Here is an 18,762-nt window from a genome sequence, read left to right on the forward strand (position 1 = left end):
CCCTCAGCACCCGGGAGTGGCAGCGTCCGGACCGTGGCGGGGAGGGGTCCCGGAAGGATTTCCCTCGCCATGAGTCCCGAGATAGGCAAGCACAACGGCAAACCGCAAGCCGCACCCTTGCGGTCGATGCCGCCACCCACCAGCTTCACGCCGGTCACTCCTCACCTGGCCATTTCCCCAACGGTGAGCGTGGTCGTGCCGGCGATGAACGAGGCGGCGAACCTGCCGCACGTCTTCGCCACGATCCCGCAGTGGGTGGACGAGATCGTGCTCGTCGACGGCAACTCCGTCGACGACACGGTGGCCGTGGCCAAGCGGCTGCGACCGAGCCTGAAAGTCGTCACGCAGACCGGCAAGGGCAAGGGCGACGCCCTGGCAGCCGGTTTCGCCGCGTGCTCCAGCGACATCATCGTGATGATCGACGCCGACGGCTCGACCGACGGCCGCGAGATCATCTCCTTCGTCGGGGCGCTGGTGACGGGCGCCGACTTCGTCAAGGGGTCACGCTACGCGGCCGGCGGCGGCAGCGACGACCTGACGATCAACCGGCGGGTCGGCAACAAGGTCTTAACCTCGATCGTCAACGTCCTGTACGGCACCAAGTACACCGACCTGTGCTACGGCTACAACGCCTTCTGGGCCCGCCACCTCGACGTGCTCGACCTCGATTGCGACGGCTTCGAGGTGGAGACCCTGATGAACGTGCGCGCAGCCAAGGCCGGGCTGAAGGTACACGAGGTGCCGAGCCACGAACGCACCCGCATTCACGGCGAGAGCAACCTTCGCGCCGTACGAGATGGCTTCCGCGTGCTCAAGACCATCCTGAAGGAGTGGCGTCGCCAGGCCGCTCCCCCTCAGCCTGAGCCGACCGCCACTCCCGCCGCTGACCGAGGCGTCGCATAAGAGGGATCCCTGTGAACACGTCTGTTGTCATCTGCGTCTACACCGAGGAACGGTGGGAGGACATCAGGCAGGCAGTCGAGTCGGTCGAGAGCCAGACACGCCCGGCACACGAGCTGATCCTGGTGGTCGACCACAACCCCGACCTGCACCTCAAGCTCAAACGCGCGTATCCACAGGCCATTGTGGTGGAGAACACGCACGAGAAGGGGCTGTCGGGAGGCAAGAACACCGGCGTGGCCACGGCCCACGGTGAGATTGTCGCGTTCCTCGACGACGACGCGGTCGCCGATGCCGGATGGCTGGAGGCTTTGGAGGAGGGCTTCCAGGAAACCGGCGTGGTGGGTGTCGGGGGTCGTACGGATCCGCTGTGGGCGTCGGGGAGGCGTCCACAGTGGTTCCCGTACGAGTTCGACTGGACGGTCGGCTGCACGTACCGCGGCATGCCCGGCGTACGTGCGCCGATCCGCAACGTGATGGGCGGCAACGCCGCCTTCCTGCGCGACGTCGTGTCCGAGGTGGGGGGGTTCCACAGCGGCATCGGGCGCAGCGTGCAGGGTCGCAAGTCACGCCCCCTGGGGTGTGAGGAGACGGAGTTCTGCATCCGGCTGAGCCAGCGCAAGCCGGGCTCGGTCATGCTCTTCGAGCCGCGCGCGGTGATCGGGCACAAGGTGTCCAGGCAGCGCGAGCGCTTCGCCTACTTCAGGTCCAGGTGCTACGCGGAAGGACTGTCGAAGGCCCTGGTGACGCAGGAGGTCGGCACCCAGGACGGCCTGGCCAGCGAGCGTGCCCACGCGCTCAAGACACTGCCGCTCGGCGCGCTGCGCGGCGTCGGCGAGGCGCTGCGGGGCGACCTGGGCGGGCTCGGCAGGGCGGCCGCGATCGTGGTCGGGCTGGCCTGGACGACCTGGGGTTACGTGGTGGGTTCCGCACGGCTGAAGGTGACACGCTCATGACCCGGATCCCGATCCTGATGTACCACTCGGTCACCGACACCCCCAACGACGAGACCAAGCCGCACTCCGTGCGGCCGTCCGACCTGGCCGAGCAGCTGGCGTACCTGTCGGAGAGCGGCTTCACCCCGCTCACGCTGGGCGACCTGGTGGCCTCCCTGAACAAGAACAACGGCCGCTCGATGCCCGACAAGCCGATCGTGGTGACGTTCGACGACGGCTACGCCGACTTCCACACCGACGCGCTGCCCCTGCTCGAGCGCTACAACTTCCCTGCCACGGTCTTCCTGACCAGCGGCTGGGTGTCCGACGCGGGCAAGGACGCGGCGGGCCGCCCCCTCGACAAGATGTTGTGCTGGGCCCAGGCCCGCGAGGCCGCCCAGACGGGCATCGAGATCGGCGGCCACAGCCACAGCCACCCCCAGCTCGACCAGCTCCGCACCGAGGAACTCCGGCAGGAGCTGCGCAAGAACAAGGGGCTGCTGGAGGAGAAGATCGGCGCGCCGGTCGCCACCATGGCCTACCCCTACGGCTACTCCAGCGCCCGCGTCCGCCAGGAAGTCCGCAAGGCCGGATATTTCGCCGCCTGCGCCGTGAGCAACACGATCGCCGCCGACCGCCACGACATGCTCGCCATCCCCCGGTTGACGGTCGGCAAGGGCACGACCATCACCATGTTCAAGCGCGCCGTCGAAGGCACCGCCGTTCCTCTCATCTACCTGCGCGAGCGCATCCTCACCAAGGGGTACGCGGTCGTGCGCCGGACGAGGTACGGGCTGCAGCGGGTGCGCGGAAATGTCTAGCGTCTGGGGCAGGATCCTCGGCGATCTGCGTAATCCGCTGTTCCGCCAGGGCTACGCGCTCATGGCGAACACCGTCGTCACCGGCGTGCTCGGCATGGGCTACTGGCTGCTGGCGGCACACCACTACTCGCCCGAGGAGTTCGGCCGCGGGCAGGCGGTGATCACGGCGATGCGGCTGTTCGCGTCGCTGACCGCGCTGGGGTTCGTGGGCGCGCTGGCCCGCTTCCTGCCGGTGGCCGGCCGCCGCACGCCCGAGCTGGTCCTGCGTGGGTACGGCCTGGCCGCCGCCACGGGCGGGGTCGCGGCGCTCGGGTTCCTGCTGACCCTGCCGATGTGGGGGAAGACGTACTCGGTGCTCAGCGGCTTCTGGCCCGGGCTGTTCTTCCTGGGGTCCGTGCTGGTGTGGGCCGTCTTCACACTGCAGGACGTGGTGCTGACCGGGTTGCGCCGGGCGCCGTTCGTGCCCATGAACAATCTGGTCTTCGGCGTGGTCAAGATGGGGCTGCTGGTCGCGCTGGCCGGGGCGCTGCCGTCGGGCGGGATCTTCGTCTCGTGGGTCATCCCGACCGCGCTCGCGCTCATCCCGGTCAACTGGCTGATCTTCGGCGTCGTGGTGCCCCGGCACGTCAAGGAGTCCGACGCCGCGCAGGAGCCGCCCCGGCTGCGCGAAATTGGAAGGTTCCTGGCCGGGGACTTCCCCGGGACGCTGTCGATCCTGGGAATCGTCTACCTGGTGCCCGTGGTGGTGGCCACACAGGTGGGCGAGGCCACGTTCGGGCGCTTCTCGATGGCGCACACCCTCGCCAGCATGATCGAGCTGCTGGCCATGAACATGGCGGTGTCGCTCACCGTCGAGGGCTCCTTCGACCGTGCCCGGCTGGCCGAGAACTGCCGTCACGCGCTGCGCCGGGCCTTCCTCATCGTCACGCCGATCATCGCGGTGGCGATTCTCGCGGCGCCGCTGATCCTGACCGTCTTCGGGTCCTCCTTCGCGGAGGAGGGCACGACGCTGCTGCGGCTGATGTCGCTGGCCGTGCTGCCACGGGTGCTGATCGAGGTCTATCTGAGCGCGCTGCGGGCGCAGTCGCGGGCCAGGATGCTGGCGACCGTGCAGATCGGGCTGGCCGTCCTCGTGCTGGTGTCCACCGTGGTGCTGTTCCCGTACGCCGGGGTCAACGCGGTGGGGTACGGGCTGCTCTTCAGCGAGCTGCTCATGGGGCTTTTGATCTTTGGGAATCTACGCAAAATTCTCAGGGTCGGCGAAACAGGGCCGCAGGCTGTAACCCAGGAGTCGGCCGGGGCCTCATGATGGTCAACGTGACGCAACGGGACGGCGATGGGATTAAGAGCTCCTCGGACGTGCACGGGGACAAGGAGGATTCAGACGTGCCCTTCGATCCGGAGGCTACCGGGGTCATCCCTAAGCTGACGCTCGAGTCCGCTTCCTCGGAGAGCTCGCCTTCGGCCCCGGAGGACACCTCGGAGGATGCCTCGGGGGACACCTCGGGGGACACTGAGCCGGACGCGGACACGACGACGGTCTTCCGGTTGCCTGCCTCCTTGCACATCGGGCACCCGCCCACGACGGAAGAGCCGGCGGACCCGGACGTCACGGGGACGGTGGTCACACCCGTACAGGATGGTTCCGCGCCGACCACGGACTCGCCTGACACGTCCGACACCAAGCCCGGCCTGCGCCCCCAGCCGTCCAGCGGGCCCCAGCCGACCGCGGACGCGAAGCCGGACGCGAAGCCGGACGCGAAGCCGGATGCCCGACCGGCTGGGGACTCCGAGGGCGGTGTACGACCGCAACCGGCTGGCGGCCCGCAACCCGCCGGCGCGGCGCAGGCGGCCGGAGCGACGGCTCCCGGCACCGTGCCCGCAGACCGTCCGGCCAAGGGAGGGGCACCGACCGGAGCCACTGGCCCTGCCGGAACACCGCCGACCGCAGGGGCTCCCACCGCAGCGGCCCCCACCGCAGGAGCCCCCACCGGAGGGGCCCCCGCCACGGGAGCCCCTGCGACAGGAGCCCCCGCCGCAGGGGCGTCCACCGCTGCCCCGGCTCAGGGCGTGCCGCTGCATGCGCCTGCCCCGCCCACGCAGGCGCCTCGACAAGCCGCGCCGCCGCAGGCCGCACCCCAGCAAGCCACGCCGCAGGAAGCCGCGCCCCAGCAGGCCGCTCCTCAGCCGGCTCCGGCCAAGCCGCGCACCCTGGGTGGTCGCATAGGCGCACTGGTCGCCAGTGCGCCCACGTGGCTGCCTGTGCTGCTGGTCCTCGAGGGCCTGGCCATGTACATCCTCGCCCTCAAGGTCGCCCCGGGCCCGCTGCGAGGCGTGGATCCGAACAACATCGACGGCCTGGGCCTGATTTCGGCGATCCCGGCGACGGCGTTCATCGCCATCCTGATCATGATCGTGTCGTTCTTCGTCACGGTCGCCCAGAGCACCGACCGCAAGTTCCTCCTGCTGTTCCAGATCGCCGCCATCACGTTCGCCCTGCACGGCGCCGGAGCCCTGGTGGCGACGGAGCCGCGCTTCCCCACGGCGTACATCCATGCCGGTTTCGTGGAGTTCATCAGCAGGACCGGTGAGTCGGCCATCAGCATCGACGCCCGCATGGGCTGGCCCGGCTTCTTCGCGCTGTTCGCCTTCGTGACGCAGGCCGCCGGGATCACCGACCTGACGACGATCCTGCAGTGGACGCCGCTCGTCTCCAACCTGCTCTACCTGCTCCCGTTCGTGCTGATCCTGCGCCAGGTCGTGTCGACCACTCGGGCCCGGTGGTTCGCGGCGCTGCTGTTCGTGCTGGTGCAGTGGATCGGGCAGGACTACTTCTCACCGCAGGGCTTCACGTTCGCGTTGTATCTGGCGTTCGTGGCGATCCTGCTCAGATGGTTCGGCCGGGTCGAGCCGCGGGCGAAGCCGATCCCGCCCAAGGGGCTGCGCAAGCTGCTCGGCAAGCTGGACGCGATGACCCCGGGCGAACTCGCCAACACCGGCACGTTCCGGGCCGACAAGCTGCTCATGCTGCTGATGCTGCTGGCGCTGTTCTTCGCGTCGGTGGCCTCGCACCAGATCACGCCGTTCATGATGCTCGGGGTCGTGACCGCGTTCCTGATCTTCAAGCGGACCTCGCTGAGCTGGGCGCTGCCGTTCTTCCTCGGGCTGGTGGTGCTGGCCTGGATCAGCTACATGACGGTGGGCTTCTGGTCCGGACAGATCGGCGCGATCTTCGGCGGCTTCGGCCGGATCCTGCAGAACATCGGCAACAGCACCGGCGACCGGATCGAGGGCAGCGACCCCGCGCACGCGCTGGTGCTGCAGGCGCGGCTCGGCATCCTTGTGGTGATCCTCAGCCTGGCGGCCGTGGGGCTGTTCAGGCGGTTCCGGCGCGGGGTGTTCGACCGGTCGGCGCTGATCCTGCTCTGCGTGCCGGTGCTGGCGCTGGGGCTGCAGAGCTACGGCGGCGAGATCGGGCTGCGGATCTACATGTTCGCGCTGCCGGGGGCCTGCCTGCTCGCCGCGTACGCGTTCTTCCCCAACCTGCCCGCCGACAGCGCGGACGTGCGTGAGGAGACCGTGCCGCTGCGCAGGCGCAGCGTGCGCTTCAACCCGCAGTTCACCAAGAAGCTCTCCGTCGTGCTCGCGGCGTGCTTCGCGGTGCTGTTCGCGTTCGCGTTCCTGCTGGCCAGGTACGGCAACGAGAAGTTCGAGCGGGTCACCACGGGCGAGGTCGCCGCCCTGCACTACATCTACGAGCACGACAAGCCGAGCGCGAAGGTGCTCTACCTGGTGCCCAAGGAGGGTCCCGAGGTCACCCCGACCCTGCCGTGGGGCGAGAAGGACGTCGAGCTGGTCAACTTCGGCGTGCAGGCCCTCGTGCACAAGGACCCGACGCAGATCGCGAACGCGGTCGAGGCGCTCAAGAAGCAGCCGCGGAACTCGTACCTGATCGTGAGCCGCGGGCAGGTGAGCTACCTGCAGCTCAACGAGGGCTTCCCGGAGGACTGGGGCACGAGGTTCCGCGCGGCGCTGGACGCCTCGCCGGATCTGAAGCGGGTGTTCTCCAACCAGGACGCCGCGCTCTACACCTGGAAGAAGTTCGTCAGAGGCACCGAGATCCCCGATCCCCAGCCGTACAAGGGACGCGGCGATCCCACTTCGCCCTGGACCCCTGTCGGCATCGGCGCACTGGGCGTGACCTGGGTCGCGCTCTTCGCATACGAGATCATCTGCTTGAACGGCCCGAACCGCGCGCGCAAAACCCGCAAGCGCCTGCTGTTCCTGGCGGTTCCCGCCTTCGCGGTGGCCCTAGCAGTGATCATCGAGAGATTTATATACATCGCGCAAAATAACTGAATTCACAGGAAACACTCAGGTTGTGCGGGATGATGTAACCCGATATGAGGACACAGGAGACACATCCCGCCATGTCCGATGCACGACTCGCGGCCGCGAGGATCGCTTCTGTGGACGCCCTGCGTGGCTTCTCACTCCTGGGCATCCTCGTCGTCAACATCGCCTTCCTGGCCTCCGGCTACCGCATGGCCGGGATGGCGGAGCCCGCGTTCCAGTCCTCACTGGACTGGAGCGTGCGGTGGGTGGTGACGATGCTCGTGGAGAACAAGTTCTATCTGCTGTTCTCCTTCCTGTTCGGGTACAGCTTCACGCTCCAGGTCGACTCCGCGGAGCGGCAGGGGCGGCCGTTCGGGCCGATGTTCCTGCGCCGGCTGGCCGGGCTGCTCCTGATCGGGCTGGCGCACTCCGTGCTGCTCTTCCCCGGGGACATCCTGACGACGTACGCCGCCGTGGGCCTGGCACTGCTGATCTTCCGCAAGATCAGGCCCAAGACGGCCGTGGTGCTGGCGGTGATGCTGACCGCGATGCTGGCGCTCGGCTTCGTGATGCTGGCCGTGCTGGCCATGTTCGGCCTGGACACGGCGGGCACGGTGGCCGACACGGCGACGGAGGCCGCCAAGTCGGACACCGCTCTGGTGGCCTCCGTCTGGCAGATCGTCTCCGAGCACCTCAGGAAGCTGTCGCTGATCATCTTGTTCCGCGTCTTCTTCCAGGGTCCGGCCGTGCTGGCCGCGTGCCTGATCGGTCTCGCGGTCGGCAAGCTGGGCGTTCTGCGCAACATCTCCGCCCACACCAGGACACTACGCACGCTGCAATGGGTGGGGTTCACGATCGGGCTCGGAGGCGCGTTCGTCTACACGCTGTCGGCCTGGCACGGCGCGATGCACAAGTTCTGGGGCGAGGCCGTGGATCTGGTGACGGCCCCGCTGCTGGCGGCGGCGTACGCGGCGACGTTCCTGCGGCTGCTGCCGTACATGCCGCGCGTCGCGCGGGTGCTGGCGGCGCCCGGCCGCATGGCGCTGTCCAACTATCTGGCGCAGTCGCTGATCTGCTCGCTGATCTTCACCGGGTACGGGCTGGCGCTCGTGGACCGGGTCAGCCCGCTGACTGAGGTGCTGATGGCGATCGGCATCTTCATCGTCCAGGTCATCTACAGCCATTGGTGGCTCAAGAGCCACCGCTATGGGCCGGTGGAGTGGCTGCTGCGCTTCCTCACGTACTGGCGCAGACCCACCCCCAGCCGCGCGTTCGGGGCGGGCCACTCCTCCACCGCCGCCCTCTCCGAATGACCGGAATCAATTCGGGTGAAGACACCGGCGAGGCTTGGAAGAATGGACCGGTATGCGCCACTGGCCCGTACTCAACCTACGCCTGACCACGCCCCGGCTCGAGCTGCGGCTGCCCTCTCTGGACGATCTCGACGAGCTCGCCGACCGGGCTCTGGAAGGCGTTCATGATCCGGACGTGATGCCTTTCGGCGTCCCGTGGACCGACGTCCCCGCCGACGAGTTGCCGGGGAACGTCATCCGCTACCAGCTCGGAATCATCTCGCGGTGGCAGCGCGAGCGGTGGTGCTGCAACTTCGTCGTCGTCCACGAGGGCCAAGTGGTCGGCACCCAGGATCTGTCCGCGGGCAGCTTCCCGGTCACCCGCGAGGTGAGCACAGGCTCATGGCTGGGCCGCGCCCACCAGGGCAAGGGCCTCGGCACCGAGATGCGCGCCGCCGTGCTCCACCTGGCCTTCACGGGGCTCGGGGCCCAGACGGCCGTCTCCAGCGCGTTCCTGGACAATCCCGCCTCGCTAGGCGTCTCCCGCAGGCTCGGCTACAAGCCCGACGGGCTGTCGGTCGACGAGGTACGCGGCCGGCGGGCGGTCCAGCAACGCCTGCGCCTCGACCGGGCCGACTTCGCCGACCCGGTGCCGGTGAAGATCCACGGTCTGGAGCCGTGCCTGCCGCACTTCGGGCTGGGCTGACGGGGAGACGATCACAGAGGCACGCAGCACCAGACCACGCGCTCTTCCCGTTCGGTGAGGTACGTCCCCCACGCCCCGTCGCAGATCGCGGTGATGGTGGCAAGGCCCATGCCGCCGGGCTGCTTCATTCGCGGAATCCAGTCGTTCCAGTCGGCCGGGAGCGGCCGGCATTCCGGCTCCGACCCGGGGTTGCCCGGATCCGTCACGACCAGGCGGACGCAGGACGCGTCCTCGTCCAGACGCAGCCGGACCCAGTCGCGATCAGGGCCTTTGAGTGCGTGTTTGACGGCGTTGGTCACCAGCTCCGAGACGACGAGCTCGATGTCGTACAGCGCGGGATGCGTCGTCCCCAGCCACGTTCTCACGGCGAGTCTGGCGCGTTGAGGCGCGTACGGATCCTGGTGGAGCGTGGCACGCCGGAGTCGCGTTGGAGCTGTCCCGCCTGACCGCATGGAATCACCTCGAAGCGCACAAGATCGGTCGGCGCAGTGAGAATTACATGCGCCTAAAACTCCGTAGCCCCTGCACAGCATGGCGCCGTGCGATTACTTTGTGTGCCGGAAGAAGACTCCACTTTCCTCCAACTGCCGCTGATGGTGTGTGTGAGCTTTGTAGGGGCGCCAGAGACAACGTCAAAAGGGCATGATATGACGGTAAACGGGCAAGAACCTCGCCTACGGGCGCGAGCGGAGTACGGCGCACGAATGCGGAAGTTTCGGACAAGCCATGGCCTGTCGCAGGAACGCCTTGCCGCCGCTCCTGGAGTCACCTACAGCGAGAGCCAAATCGGAGCCGTCGAGCGGGGCAAGCGCACGCCGAGCGAGGCCTTCACGGAGGAAATAGAGCGCGTTCTCGGGCTCAACGGCGAGCTGAAGGAACTACTTCCCGATATCCACACGGACCTGGGGCCGGCATGGTTCAGACCGTGGCCGGGCATCGAGGCCACAGCCCACACCATCCGCACGTCCGAGCCTCTGGTTGTCCCCGGACTTCTCCAGTCGGAGAGATACGCCGAACAGGTTCTTCTCGGCGAGCCCGGCACCACTCGGGACCAGGTGCAGAAAGCCGTCAAGGTCCGGCTCAAGCGGCAGGCCGTGTTCGACCAGCCGAAGCCACCCATGTATTCGACCCTCATCGACGAGAGCGTGCTATATCGGCCTATCGGCGGGGCAGAGGTGATGCGGGAGCAGCTTGCACACCTCCTCACAGCCATGGGGCACCCGCGCATCACGGTGCGTATCGTCCCCCTGTCCGCAGGGATGACCACCGGCCTGCTGGGTGCGTTCGAGATCGCGCAGGTGGACGGCTCGCCAGACGCCGCTTATCTGGAGAGCGCGCTAACAGGAGAGGTGATCACTCGCACCGACAAGGTCCGCGCCCTTGGCGTGCGATGGGATGCGTTGAGCAGCATGGCGCATCCGGTGAACGTCAGCGAAAAGGTCATTCGCGAGATGATGGAGAGGTATGGAGACTGACAACGAACTGGCCACTGCCGCGTGGCGCAAGGCCAGGGCATCAGGGAGCAACGGCGGCAGCTGCGTCGAAGTCGCGCCACTCAGCGGTGGACGCGTCGCCGTAAGAGATAGCAAGGACCGCAGCGGCCCCGCCCTTGTGTTCACCGCAGCAGAATGGGCCGCCTTCAAGGACGGCATGGACAAGGGCGAATTCAACTTCTAGCCGGAAAAGATGTGGATGAGGGGCTCGATCCGCATTCCGAGCCCCTCACTCATGGAAGCCTGCACGTCAGGCACCACCGCGACCTGACCACTTGATCTCGTACGGCTTCAGCGTCACCTGCCTGCCGTCCACCGTCGCGGAAACCGGCCTGTCCGAGGTGTTCACCATCACCACCTGACGCTCCTGGCCAAGTGCCTTGATCTTGGCGTCCGACGTCGCCACCTGCTCCACGCGCACCCCGGCCGGGAACCACTTCGTGAAGCCGCTGAGCAGGCCGGCCATCGGCATCTCCCCGCCGACCTTCGGCGCCCACAGGCAGCCTGCGCACTCGCCCGCGTCCCGCTGCTGCGGGTTCCAGTAGAGAGCGGTGGTCACGCCGCTCTTGGCGAACTCCATCAGCGCCGCCGCCTGCACCGCCGTGCGCTTCTCCTCCGACCAGCCCGAATTCTCCGGCTCGACGTACCATTCGGCCCACCACACGGGCAGGTCATGGCTTTTCTGCCGCAGCCACGTCGTGATCGCGCTGAACTTTCCCTGGGCCGCGAAGTCATTGGGGACATTGCCCCGCTCGTTCGTCATGGAGGCCCCGTCCACCACGACGAAATCGGCGCCCTTCTTGTGGTCCAGCCAGTATTCGATCGCGTCCAGGGCTCTCTGGTCGACCGTGCCCCATGGGCCGCTCAGTTCGGACGGGCCGCCTTTCACGCTGCTCTCGATCGGCACGTACGGGCCACCGACCTGGATGTCCTTGTTCACCTTCTTCAAGGCCGTGTAGACCTTGTTGTACAGCTCGGTGTAGGCCTCGGCGTCCCAGCGGTTCGTGCTCGGGTCCCAGAAACCCTTGAACTCGTTCCACACCAGGTAGTGCTTGACCGTCGGATACTGCTTGGCGACCCTGACGGCCAATTTGGCGTAGTCGTCGAAATGTTCTGGCTTCGGCGCGACCGTATGGTTCTTGCTCCAGTCGGTACGCCCGGCCTGCCCGCCCTTCATCCAGTCGGGCGCGCAGCACAGCGTGATCACCGGCACGGCCCGCGACGACGCCATGAACTTCAGCCGCCGGTCCAGATCGCGGAAGTTGAACTGTCCCGGACTGGGCTCGGGGTTGCCGACGCCCCAGCCCATGATGTGCTGGTTCTGCAGCATCGGGACGCGGCCGAGCACGCCCCTGGCCTGCTCGACGACCCGGCGCGGCTCGTTGTCGGCGCTGTACTGGGTGTGGGTGACACCCCAGCGCGGCCAGTTCGCGAGCGCCGGCGGCTGCTCCAGCCGCGGCGCGGGCTCGCTGGGCAGCGTCGTGGCGATCTCGTCGCCCTTGAACACGCTGCGTGACTTGGTGCGCATCGAGGCGTACACCATGATGCCCGCCACCAGGACGACCGCGAGAATGCCCGCTCCCAGGGCGAGCGGCCACGGTGATCGCCGGCGCGCGTGCCGGCCGTCGGTCGGAATCACTGGACGCTCCTCATCCTGGCGCAAATGTACAAGAGCTCGGGAACCGGCGAGGTTTCCCGAGGCTCTGTGGACATCGGGAACGTACAAGAGCTGGGTGGCTCCAGCCCTAATTACGCTAATCGTCCCGCTTGCAAGCCACTTGCCGTTTATCAGAGCGCGGGCGGGCGCTGGCCGCCTGCGGGGCCCGGCACCCCGGCATAACGGTACGGCACCGGCTGCCTCCCGGGCTGCACAACCAGGAGCGTGCCGGAGGTGTCGGCGTAGAAGGCGGATTCGACGGCGGCGGCCACGTCCTCCGCCGTGAGCAGCGGGAACCCGGCATTGACGAACATCTCCCGCGACTCCGCCACCAGCGGCGTGTCCGTGAAGCCCGGGCAGACGGCGCCGATCCGGATGTTCTGGGCGGCCAGCGGCTCGGCGAGCGCCCTGACCAGGCCGACGACGGCGTGCTTGGTCATGGTGTAGATCGGGTCGCCGGAGAATCCCACGAGGCCGGCCAGCGACGAGGTGGCCACGATGGCGCCCCCGCCGGACCGGACGAGCAGCGGAACACTGGCCCGCACCCCGAACACGACGCCGTCCACGTTCACCCCGACCACCTGGCGGTAGCGCGCCACGTCGAAGTCCGCCAGGTCCACCTGGCCCGAGACGCCCGCGTTGAGATGGACCAGGTCGAGCCGGCCGAAGCGCCGCTCGGCCAGCGCCACCGCCTCCAGGGACGCCTCCTCCTGGCTGACGTCGGCGGCCAGCCAGACGCCGCCCAGCTCCTTGGCCAGCCGCTCGACGCCTTCGCCGTCGAGGTCGACGAGGACACATCTGACACCGCCCGCCGACAGCCGCCGCGCCACGGCGGCGCCGATGCCGCTGGCCGCTCCGGTGATGAGTGCAACAGTGCTCATGGCGCTCCTTGAGGGCTGAGGATCAGGGGTACCCGGGTCAAGCGCCCCCGTACGGTCAGGGCTGGTCGAGCATGCGATGCGCGCGGGAGATCAGCGTGGGCACGGCGGAGCCGATGCGGTCGAATCCCTCCCCAACGGTCTTACCTTGCCGGAACCGGGCGTGGATACCCTCCACGATGACCGCCAGCTTGAAGTTGCCGAAAGCCACATAAAACCCAAGATCCGAAATATCCCGGCCTGACACCTTTGCGTAGTGCGCGGCGAACTCCGCCGAGTTCAAGAACCCCGGCGCCACCGTCACATCCCCCGCCACCGGAATCCCCGCCCGCTCCGAATCCCCCCGATCGTGCCAGTACGTCAACGTGAGCCCCAGATCGGCCAGCGGATCCCCCAGCGTGGACATCTCCCAGTCCACCACGGCCGTGATCTCCAGAGAGTCGCCAAGCTTGATCAGCGTGTTGTCCAGCCGGTAGTCCCCGTGCACCAGCGTACTGTCGGACGAGGCGGGCAGCCGCTCCCGCAGCCGCTCCACGAGCCGGTCGTACTCGGGCAGGTCCGCCGTCCTCGACCGCTCCCATTGCTGTCCCCACCGGTCGAGCTGCCTGGCCATGTATCCCTCGGGCCGCCCGAAATCCCCCAGCCCCACCTCGCGGTAGTCCACCGCGTGGATGGCCGCCAGCACCTCGGCCAGCCGCTCCGACAGCCGCCGCGTCTTTCCCGGCGAAGGCGAGCCCAGCTCTTCCCTGGTCCGTACGGCGACCCCCTCCACGTACCCCATGAGATAGAACGGCGCCCCGATGACCGACTCGTCCGCGCAGAAGGCGACCGGCGAGGGCACCGGGACGGGCGTGGGCGCCAGCGCCGAGATGACCCGCCACTCGCGCCGCATGTCGTGGGCGGTGGGCAGCACGTGACCGAGCGGTGGCCTGCGCAGCACCAGGTGGCGGTCGCGGGCCTCGACCAGATAGGTCAGGTTGGACCTGCCGCCCGAGATCAGCGAGACGGACAGCGGCTCGCCCGCGTCGGGCACGTTCCGGCCCATCCACGCGACCAGAGAGGGCCGGTCAATGCCAGGTACGGTCATGGACCCACATTAGAACGTCACTCGGTCCTGAACACCAGCTGGGAGTTCTGTAACGTTCCGGACCTGCGGTAATGACGCATCTAGTAATAGCCTTTACCCTGACCGTACAGGTCCCCCCTCAATCTCGAAACAGTGGCATGCCAACGGTAGGGAGCCCATGCGCGTCACCCTTGCCCTGCCCCATGAGCTGGGACATTCCGAACTGAGCCAATGGCGGGACCTGCAGGAGGCGGATCCTTCGCTCGACAGCCCCTTCCTGTCACCGGAATTCACCATCACGGTGGGCGAGCTCCGAAATATCGTGCGAGTCGCCGTTCTTTATGACGGCCCTGACATCGTGGGTTTCTTCCCCTTCGAGCGACATCCCATGGGCATCGGCAAACCGGTCGCCGCGGGACTGACCGACGCACAGGGGCTGATCCGCGCCAAGGGCCTCGAGATCGAGCCGCGTAGCCTGCTCAAGGCCTGCGGGCTCGCGGTGTACGAGTTCGACCACCTGGTGTCCGGCCAGCCGCTGCTGAGCGAGCGGCACGAGCGGCACCCGTCGCCGATCATCGACCTGCACGGCGGCTACGACCGCTACACGGAGGAGCTCAGGGAACACTCCGGCAAGACGTACAAGTCCACCCTGGCCAAGTCCCGCAAGCTCGAGCGCGAGGCCGGGAAGATGCGCCACGACTACGCCACCACCGATCTGGCGCCCCTCCACACGCTGCTCAGCTGGAAGACCGACCAGTACCGTCGCACGGGGCGCACCGACAGGTTCGCGCACCGCTGGATCGTGGAGCTGGTCGAGCGGCTGCTGGCGACCCGGTCGGAGAGCTTCGCCGGGGTGCTGGACATGGTGTACGTGGACGACCGGCCGATGGCCGGGCATTTCGGGCTGCGTACGCGTACGACGCTCGCCGGGTGGTTCCCCGCCTACGATCCCCATTTCGCCAAGTACTCCCCCGGTCTCATCCACCACCTGGCGATGGCCGAGCAGGCCGCGGAGCACGGCATCCAGGTGATCGACATGGGCCGGGGACAGAAGGAGTACAAGGACAAGCTCAAGACGGGCCAGCTCGAGGTGGCCGAGGGCCGCGTGGCCAGGATCGGCGCGGCGGCGGGCATCCACTGGATGATGCGGGTGCCGGTGCGCAAGACGCGCGCCACGGTGCTGGCCAACCCGTTGCTGCACAAGACCGCCGACAAGGCGCTGAAGACCTACGGGCGGCTCCGTACCGTCCTGCAGGGGTGAGGCTCATCCGGGAGCGGACGGGCCGCCGCTGCCTGCCGCTCCCCTCCAACCGCCTCGGCCTCTACCTGGCATTACGCCACTGGTGCGAGCCGGGGCAGCGGCTGCTCCTGTCGCCGATCTCGGCCGACGAGATCCTGTTCCTGGTGCTCGCGGCCGGCCTGCGCCCGGTCATCGCGCCGCTGTCCCCGCGCGACGGCAACATCGACGTCTCCCGCGCCGACCTCGCCGCGGTGGACGCCGTCCTGACGACCAACCTGTACGGCCTCCCCGACGACGCCCCCGGCTTGTCCGGAAAAATCCTGATCGAGGATGTGGCGCACGCCATGGAGACGAGCATCGAGGGCCGGCCACTGGGCACGTTCGGGCAGGCCGGGGTGTTCAGCCTGTCCAAGCACCCGGGCGCGGGCTCGGGCGGCGTCCTGGCCGTGGAGCATGAGTCCGACCTGCGTGCGCTCGAACGCGCCCGCGACGCCCTGCTGGCCCCCGGCTCGCTGAGGGCCGACCTGATCGGCGTGGCCACCTCGATGGCCCGCCAGGCGGCGCTCAGGCTCGACCTCGTACGCCCCGCGCTCCGGCTCATGCGCGCTATCGGCATGCAGGAGGAGCGCGAGGGCTACCGCATCCCCCTGGACCCGGAACTGCTGAAGCGGGCGCTCGAGCACGCTCCGGAGCTGCCGCCCTTCGATCCCTGGGTCCGCGCCGACCTGCACGACTACCGTGCGCGCCGCGGCCCGGTGGCCCGCCGGTACCAGTCCAGGCGCCTGGCCAAGGTGCCCTCGGACCGCCGGCGGCGGCTGGCGGGCGTCGCGCGCCTGGCCGAGCTGCCCACGGCCGCTCCCGCCGTGCGCGACAACGTCCGGCAGCCGCTGTTCCGCGTCCCGCTGCTGGTGCGCGACAGGGACGCGGCCATCGCCGAACTGGAGCGGCGCGGGGTGGCCACGGGTTACCTGTACGACCCGCCGTACGACGACTACGCACCCGCCTTCACCGAGCCGTCCCCTGACCCCGCCCCCGCGCGCTGGTGGGCGCGGCACGTGCTTCCGGTCGATCCGGTGTACGCCGGCCGCGCCCTCCCCGTCCTGCGCGGCCTGGAGCCCCCTACGCAGGGTCCGCCCTGACCAGCCGCAGGAACGCCTTCAATCCCGTGATCACCTCCTGGTTGTCGCTCAGCCCGTCCACGGTCTCGTCGAACCGGCGGGCCATGAGCGTCATCCGGCGGCCCAGATCGTGGTCGGCCAGCTCCAACGCCCGGTGGGCGGCGGTCAGCTCCTCGATGTCCCGCCGCAGGCCCTGCGCGACCGTCTCCAGCTCGAACACCTGGCCGCGCAGGGCGATCGCGTCCACGCGCGGGTACCGCACCTCCTGGCCCAGTGTTCTGACGCGGTCGCGCAGGTGCGAGGTGTACGCCGCGATCGGCCGGAAACCGGTCGCGAGGAGGTAGAACCCGGCGAAGTAGTAGCCGATCTGGGCCCCTGAGAAGAACGTCACGACCGCGATCAACGCGGCTGACACGACGTGGCCGGAGATCGCGAGGACGAGCATGCGCCGGGCTATGCGCCTGGCCTCGTCCTCGCGGTGCTGGGCCACCTCGATGCCGGCCTCCCTGGACACCTGGATCTCGTGGACGACGTGGCGGGCGGCGAAGCACAGGTTCCACGGGACGGTCAGGATGACCACCAGCCAGAGCAGGCTGACCGCCCCGGCTGCGAGCGAGACAAGCGTGGAGAGCGCCACGCCCGCGTAGAGGATCAGCCAGGCGGTGAGCAGGGTGACGAGCAGGGACGCGAGCAGTAGCCACCATTTCATACGGTTCATGGTGCTGTGCCGGTGCGGGATGGCACGAGGGCTCGGCTACTCAGATCCGGCCTGAGCATCCTCGTGGACCGGACCGTGACCCCGCCGTACTCCGGCTGGGGTGCTTGGGGGCGGTGGGTAAGGCGGGACGTGGTGGGACGGGGCGCTAGCGCGCCTGGGCGTCGCGGATCAGCTTGGCCAGGATCCGGCAGCCGCGCCGGACCTCGGCGAGCGAGGCGGAGCCGTACCCGATCACCAGGCCGTGCAGGTGCGCCCGGCCGTGGTGGTGGCGCATGGTGGAGTCGAGCAGGACGCCGTGCTCCCCGGCTCGGGCGATCACGTCCGGTGCGACGGAGGCGGGCAGCTCGGCCAGGACGTGCAGCCCGGCCGTGTCGCCGCGCAGGCGGCAGACGGGCCCGAGGAGCTCGACGACCGCGGCGCGGCGGCGCGCGTACTCCAGGCGCATCCTGCGCAGGTGCCTGTCGAGGTCGCCGTGCTCCAGCAGGGTGATCACGGCCTGCTGTACGGGGCCGCTGGTGCGGTCGGCGATGTTGCGGCGCAGGCGGGCGATCGTGGCGACCAGCTCCGGATCGCCGACGAGCCAGCCGACGCCCACGTCGGGCGCGAGGGTCTTGGACAGAGTGCCGAGGAGCACCACCCTGGACGGGTCCAGGCCGTAGAGGGCGGGCAGCGGGGCCACGTCGTAGCGGAACTCGGCGTCGTAGTCGTCCTCGATGATCGTCGCGCCGGTGCTCCTGGCCCAGGCCAGCAACCGCTCCCTGCGCGGGATCGGCAGCCGCCCGCCCAGGGGGTACTGGTGCGCGGGGGTGGTGTAGAGCACGCGGAGATCGCGGGGAAGCCCGTCCACGATCACGCCGTCCTCGTCCACGGGGCACGGCACCACCTCGGCGCCCCTGGCCGCGAACACCGTCCGCGCCACGTGGTAGCCCGGGTCCTCGACTCCGGCCCGTGCCGGAGCTCGGCCGCCGCCGAGCAGGGCCAGCGCGCACAGGTCGAGCCCGTTGCCGGTGCCCCTGGTGACCAGGATGTTCTCCGGGCCGACGGCCATGCCTCTGGCCCGTCTCAAGTGCTCGGCCAGCAGCTCCCTGAGCCGGGGCAGGCCGTACGGGTTGGGCGAGGCGCCCGGCGGCAGGTCGGCGGCCTTGCGCCAGGCCCGCCGCCACGCCGCCCGGTCGTAGTCGCGTACCCAGGGCTCGCCCGGTGTGAGGTCGATCGAGTCGGCCGGGGCCGGCGGCGGCGCGGGCACGTACGTGCTCTCCCTGGGCTGCGGCGCGGTGACCTCCATGTCGGCCACGAACGTGCCGGAGCCGTGCCGTCCGTCCAGCCAGCCCTCGGCATACAGCTGCTGGTACGCCTCCGTGATCACGGTCCGACTCACCGCGAGCTGGGCCGCCAGGGAACGCGTGGACGGCAGCCGCTCGCCGGGCGCCAGCGTGCCGTCGAGCATGGCATGCCGCAGCCAGTCGGCGAGCTGCGCGGTCAGCGGCGCGTCCGAGTCGCGTGAGAGAGATATGGGCAGGTCAACATGGGTACGCACGGAAGTGGTCTCCGCGAAGGGCTCGATAGTGGCCATACAGGATAGGTCCACTTCGTGGTTACCGTC

Annotated in this window: 17 protein-coding genes; 11 read left to right on the plus strand and 6 right to left on the minus strand. The window is 68.8% G+C overall.

The features are described 5' to 3' along the window. Nucleotides 1–69 precede the first annotated feature (69 nt). The 7 genes from ACQPWU_RS49200 (at nt 70) to ACQPWU_RS49230 (ending at nt 8,989) form a co-directional block, all read left to right on the plus strand. Entirely contained in the window at nt 70–903 is an 834-nt protein-coding gene (locus ACQPWU_RS49200; protein ID WP_433433257.1) for a glycosyltransferase family 2 protein, read from the plus strand. Nucleotides 904–914: 11 nt separating this feature from the next. Then, nucleotides 915–1,856 carry a glycosyltransferase family 2 protein gene (locus tag ACQPWU_RS49205; RefSeq protein ID WP_433433259.1) on the plus strand — a complete coding sequence of 314 codons (942 nt, stop codon included), beginning with the start codon at nt 915–917 and terminating at the stop codon, nt 1,854–1,856. Next, on the plus strand, nt 1,853–2,656 hold the full coding sequence (locus ACQPWU_RS49210) for a polysaccharide deacetylase family protein (protein ID WP_433433261.1): 804 nt from the start codon (nt 1,853–1,855) through the stop codon (nt 2,654–2,656). Before ACQPWU_RS49205 ends, ACQPWU_RS49210 begins: the two co-directional genes overlap by 4 nt. Next, nucleotides 2,649–3,965, plus strand: a complete 1,317-nt coding sequence (locus tag ACQPWU_RS49215) for a lipopolysaccharide biosynthesis protein (protein ID WP_433433262.1) — start codon at nt 2,649–2,651, stop codon at nt 3,963–3,965. The genes ACQPWU_RS49210 and ACQPWU_RS49215 overlap by 8 nt, the downstream gene beginning before the upstream one ends. Before the next feature lie 761 nt (nt 3,966–4,726). Next, the gene (locus ACQPWU_RS49220) at nt 4,727–7,015 is read left to right on the plus strand and encodes a hypothetical protein (protein ID WP_433433264.1); all 2,289 of its coding nucleotides are present in this window, start codon (nt 4,727–4,729) and stop codon (nt 7,013–7,015) included. Between the two features lie 71 nt (nt 7,016–7,086). Next, nucleotides 7,087–8,304 carry a DUF418 domain-containing protein gene (locus tag ACQPWU_RS49225; RefSeq protein WP_433433266.1) on the plus strand — a complete coding sequence of 406 codons (1,218 nt, stop codon included), beginning with the start codon at nt 7,087–7,089 and terminating at the stop codon, nt 8,302–8,304. 52 nt (nt 8,305–8,356) lie between these two features. After that, the gene (locus ACQPWU_RS49230) at nt 8,357–8,989 is read left to right on the plus strand and encodes a GNAT family N-acetyltransferase (protein WP_433433268.1); all 633 of its coding nucleotides are present in this window, start codon (nt 8,357–8,359) and stop codon (nt 8,987–8,989) included. Nucleotides 8,990–9,000: 11 nt separating this feature from the next. Here ACQPWU_RS49230 and ACQPWU_RS49235 read toward each other — a convergent pair whose 3' ends face one another. Beyond that, nucleotides 9,001–9,522: an ATP-binding protein gene (locus ACQPWU_RS49235; RefSeq protein WP_433433270.1), complete on the minus strand. Its 522-nt coding sequence runs from the start codon at nt 9,520–9,522 to the stop codon at nt 9,001–9,003. A gap of 114 nt (nt 9,523–9,636) precedes the next feature. Here ACQPWU_RS49235 and ACQPWU_RS49240 point away from each other — a divergent pair, with 114 nt between their 5' ends. After that, nucleotides 9,637–10,464: a helix-turn-helix domain-containing protein gene (locus tag ACQPWU_RS49240; RefSeq protein WP_433445497.1), complete on the plus strand. Its 828-nt coding sequence runs from the start codon at nt 9,637–9,639 to the stop codon at nt 10,462–10,464. Continuing rightward, nucleotides 10,454–10,666 (plus strand): DUF397 domain-containing protein, encoded by a 213-nt coding sequence (locus tag ACQPWU_RS49245; RefSeq protein WP_360703399.1) that lies wholly within the window; start codon nt 10,454–10,456, stop codon nt 10,664–10,666. The genes ACQPWU_RS49240 and ACQPWU_RS49245 overlap by 11 nt, the downstream gene beginning before the upstream one ends. 66 nt (nt 10,667–10,732) lie before the next feature. On the opposite strand, the gene ACQPWU_RS49250 is transcribed toward ACQPWU_RS49245, so the two are convergent. The 3 genes from ACQPWU_RS49250 to ACQPWU_RS49260 all read right to left on the minus strand — a co-directional run bounded on the left by ACQPWU_RS49250 (nt 10,733) and on the right by ACQPWU_RS49260 (nt 14,104). Then, complete coding sequence (locus ACQPWU_RS49250) at nt 10,733–12,121, minus strand: GH39 family glycosyl hydrolase (protein ID WP_433433272.1); 1,389 nt, start codon at nt 12,119–12,121, stop codon at nt 10,733–10,735. Nucleotides 12,122–12,270: 149 nt separating this feature from the next. Continuing rightward, nucleotides 12,271–13,020 (minus strand): SDR family oxidoreductase, encoded by a 750-nt coding sequence (locus ACQPWU_RS49255; protein WP_433433274.1) that lies wholly within the window; start codon nt 13,018–13,020, stop codon nt 12,271–12,273. Between the two features lie 55 nt (nt 13,021–13,075). Then, nucleotides 13,076–14,104 (minus strand): phosphotransferase family protein, encoded by a 1,029-nt coding sequence (locus ACQPWU_RS49260; RefSeq protein WP_433433276.1) that lies wholly within the window; start codon nt 14,102–14,104, stop codon nt 13,076–13,078. A gap of 157 nt (nt 14,105–14,261) precedes the next feature. Here ACQPWU_RS49260 and ACQPWU_RS49265 point away from each other — a divergent pair, with 157 nt between their 5' ends. Next, nucleotides 14,262–15,344 (plus strand): GNAT family N-acetyltransferase, encoded by a 1,083-nt coding sequence (locus ACQPWU_RS49265; protein ID WP_433433277.1) that lies wholly within the window; start codon nt 14,262–14,264, stop codon nt 15,342–15,344. Then, complete coding sequence (locus ACQPWU_RS49270; RefSeq protein ID WP_433433279.1) at nt 15,341–16,462, plus strand: DegT/DnrJ/EryC1/StrS family aminotransferase; 1,122 nt, start codon at nt 15,341–15,343, stop codon at nt 16,460–16,462. Before ACQPWU_RS49265 ends, ACQPWU_RS49270 begins: the two co-directional genes overlap by 4 nt. Here ACQPWU_RS49270 and ACQPWU_RS49275 read toward each other — a convergent pair. Beyond that, nucleotides 16,443–17,150: a hypothetical protein gene (locus tag ACQPWU_RS49275; protein WP_433433281.1), complete on the minus strand. Its 708-nt coding sequence runs from the start codon at nt 17,148–17,150 to the stop codon at nt 16,443–16,445. The two genes, ACQPWU_RS49270 and ACQPWU_RS49275, sit on opposite strands and share 20 nt — an antisense overlap. Before the next feature lie 154 nt (nt 17,151–17,304). Beyond that, nucleotides 17,305–18,732: a PLP-dependent aminotransferase family protein gene (locus ACQPWU_RS49280; protein WP_433433283.1), complete on the minus strand. Its 1,428-nt coding sequence runs from the start codon at nt 18,730–18,732 to the stop codon at nt 17,305–17,307. Nucleotides 18,733–18,762 lie beyond the last annotated feature (30 nt).

The sequence above is a fragment of the Nonomuraea sp. CA-141351 genome (assembly GCF_050944675.1).
GTDB lineage: Bacteria > Actinomycetota > Actinomycetes > Streptosporangiales > Streptosporangiaceae > Nonomuraea.